Consider the following 2744-nt stretch of genomic DNA (forward strand, 5'->3'; position numbering starts at 1 on the left):
TTCGTACTCCGCCTGCCGGCTGCCGTTGGCGGCCGCCTCGCGGTAATAGCGGTAAGCCTCCCGAGGATCCACTCTGGTGCCGATGCCCTCGGCGTGGAACTGTCCCAGAAGCAGCATGGCATCCACCAGATCCGGCTCCGCGGCCAGCGCCTTGCTGGTCAGCCGGAAGCTCTCATCATAATTGGCATTAACGCCCTGTCCCTGCCGGTACATCTCGGCCAGAGCCAGCATCCCCTTGGGAAGACCGCCGTCAGCGGCAATGCGCACGTAGTAGATAGCTTCCTTGAGATTCTTTTCAATGCCGTAAAGCCCGTGGTAGTAGATATCGTAGAGAATGTAGGCCGCCTCGGGATTCATTTTGGTCTGAATCAGGGATTTCAGAGCGGCGATGCCGTTATTCTGCTCGGCGCCCTTGCTGGCGATCTGATAGAGGGATTTGGCAATGATCACATCGGGAGAGTCGTCGCCGCCCCTGATTTTTTTGATGATCTCTCCGGCCTTTTCCAGACTGACGGGAGCGCCCAGTCCCAGAATATAAGCCCGGGCCGCCAGCAGGAGAGCTTCGCGGTTATCAGGCTCCGCCCGGAGGAGCTTTTGCAGAATTTCCACACCCTGAGTATTGACAGCCGGATTCTTGCTGTTAAGGCAGATTCTGGCCAGAGGAATGGCGGCCCGGTTATCGCCGGACTTAAAGGCTGCCTTGTAATATTTCGCCGCTTCATGAACGGAATGCCGGCGGTGATAGTATTCCGCCAGTTTATAGGCCGCCCGGGCTTCGCCGCCCTTGAAGGCCTTTGTCAGAAGCTCTGCCGCCTTCTCGTCCTGCCCCCGGGACATCTCGATTACTCCGTCATAATAGTCAGCCAGAGCCGCCTGCTTCTGTCTGACCTTAGGCAGATACTGAAGGCAGCGGGACTGATCCCCGGACTCGCAGTAAACTCCGGCGAGATGCAGCATGGCATCCTCGGAGCCCGCCTGTGCCGATTCCTCGTATTTTTGCAGGATCTCCTGTTCGGAATAGCCGTTTTCGGCTTTGGCGCTCTCCATGATTCTGGCTTCCTGATAAAGCTCTTTGGCATCCTGACCGCAGCCTGCCATCATGAGCGCCGGCAGCAACAGCGCCAAAGGAACGAGTCTGCACCGTAAATTCTTCATCATTTCCAACTCTCTAACCTACTCTCTGACTTATTATCAGACTTGCTTTTATTCTCTGACTTACTCTGACTCACTAAGTCGCACTTCCTGATTCATGCGGGGAAACGCCCCGCAAACAGAGTCCGCGCGGCCTTCCTGATGCCGGCGGTACCGCCTCGGGCAAAGCAGATCCGGGGATCGCCGCTTATGCCGGAAACGCACTATGTCTTCCGGAAACACATTATATCCGAAAATACCGCCGCTCCGGACAAACCAAAAAAAGAAAAACCGGGGCCGGAACGGCAAAAAACCCGCTCCCGCCCCGGAGGGAGATTGCATTATTAAAAAAGTCCGCCGCCGGATATTATCAGAACAGCTTCAGAGAACGGCCGCCATCCGGACTGCCGCTGAAACCGCCGTTCCGGAGAGCATGCTCCGGAGACCCGTTGCTGACAATAACCTCATCGTAGAACATCACCGGAATTTCCGCCCCGGCCTCCATCTCTGCTCCGCTGGCATCGCGGTACTCCGTATGCCCCCGGCCGTCGGAGCAGGAGGTTCCCTGCAGAGTTCCCCCGGCATCGAAATAGACCGTGCAGCCGTCCGCCAGCGCCCGGGAATGACCGATTTCGGTTCTTTCCGCGTCATAGTAGAAGGTGCCGCCCTGTTTTTCCTTTGCTGTCACCACCAGATTATCGTTGAAATATATCTGCTTGCGTCCCAGAAGATCTGATCTGACCTCGTACGAGGCTGCCGCCGAGCTGCCTGACAGCACCAGTGTCAGCATCAGCAGCGCTTTTCTGATATCAATGTTTTTCATTACGTGTTCAATTTCTATTCGGGCGTTTTTCATCCCTGAAAGCCCTGTTATTATGTCCGGCGTCCCCATGGTAACGGACAGCCGATGCCGTATATGGTAAAGGATTCTGCCGGAAAACAGAAAATGATTTTCTGAAATGATGCCCCATACCACACTTTTTTTATAATCCGGAAAAATCAGGTTCCTTAAGGGCCGTTTTGCATGCCTGAGAAGCCGTATTCCGATGTTTTTTCGGATATCCCGGGAGATTTTTGCGGCTGTCTCCGGATCCCGGCAAATTCCGCCGCCGCCCTGCCGGGGTTCTCTGTTTTGCCGGACGGCGGCAAAAATAACTTGACTTAACAGCGCCGGATTTTTATAAGGTATCTCTGTGAGCGCTTTTCCGGCGCGGACTTTTCAATTGCATTATCAGGCTCAGTCAAGAACACGCCCTATGAGACATCCCCACAAACGCAAGGAACCCGAGGCCACCAGAGTGGTCATTGCCGCCAGATTTCACGGCCGCAGAATAACCGTGGCCTATGATGCCATCCATAAAGTAGCCAATACCTGCGAATGGGATGACATGTTCCATGCCGAATTCAATGCCATTATCGGAGAATGGACGGACTTCTCCCCCTGGGAACACCATATCAATCCCGCCAGTCTGGGAGGCTTTTACCTGATATGCAAAAGAATTCTCAAAGGCGGCATTCTGAACGTCAGCTGGAACGGCAGAGCTCCGGCGGAAATCCGCAGAATGAGAGCATTAGCCCGGGAAGAACAGCAAAAGGGTCGGACTCAGGAAAAC

Annotated in this window: 3 protein-coding genes; 1 reads left to right on the top strand and 2 read right to left on the bottom strand. The window is 54.7% G+C overall.

Annotated elements, in window-relative coordinates; genetic code table 11:
- Both ACJROR_RS05060 and ACJROR_RS05065 read right to left on the bottom strand, forming a co-directional pair.
- Positions 1-1158 (bottom strand): hypothetical protein (locus ACJROR_RS05060; protein WP_406546144.1); only part of this gene is annotated, 1158 nt, incomplete at its 3' end.
- Positions 1159-1501: 343 nt separating this feature from the next.
- The gene (locus ACJROR_RS05065; RefSeq protein ID WP_406546145.1) at positions 1502-1954 is read right to left on the bottom strand and encodes a hypothetical protein; all 453 of its coding nucleotides are present in this window, start codon (positions 1952-1954) and stop codon (positions 1502-1504) included.
- 433 nt (positions 1955-2387) lie between these two features.
- On the opposite strand from ACJROR_RS05065, the gene ACJROR_RS05070 reads away from it, so the two are divergent.
- A partial coding sequence (locus tag ACJROR_RS05070) for a hypothetical protein (protein ID WP_406546146.1) occupies positions 2388-2744 on the top strand: 357 nt, incomplete at its 3' end.

Source organism: Succinimonas sp., assembly GCF_045225735.1.
Lineage (GTDB): Bacteria > Pseudomonadota > Gammaproteobacteria > Enterobacterales > Succinivibrionaceae > Succinimonas.

What these genes read in the sequence shown, in the direction of transcription:
- ACJROR_RS05065 (WP_406546145.1), bottom strand. Translation starts at nt 1,954, where the DNA reads ATGAAAAACATTGATATCAGAAAAGCGCTGCTGATGCTGACACTGGTG.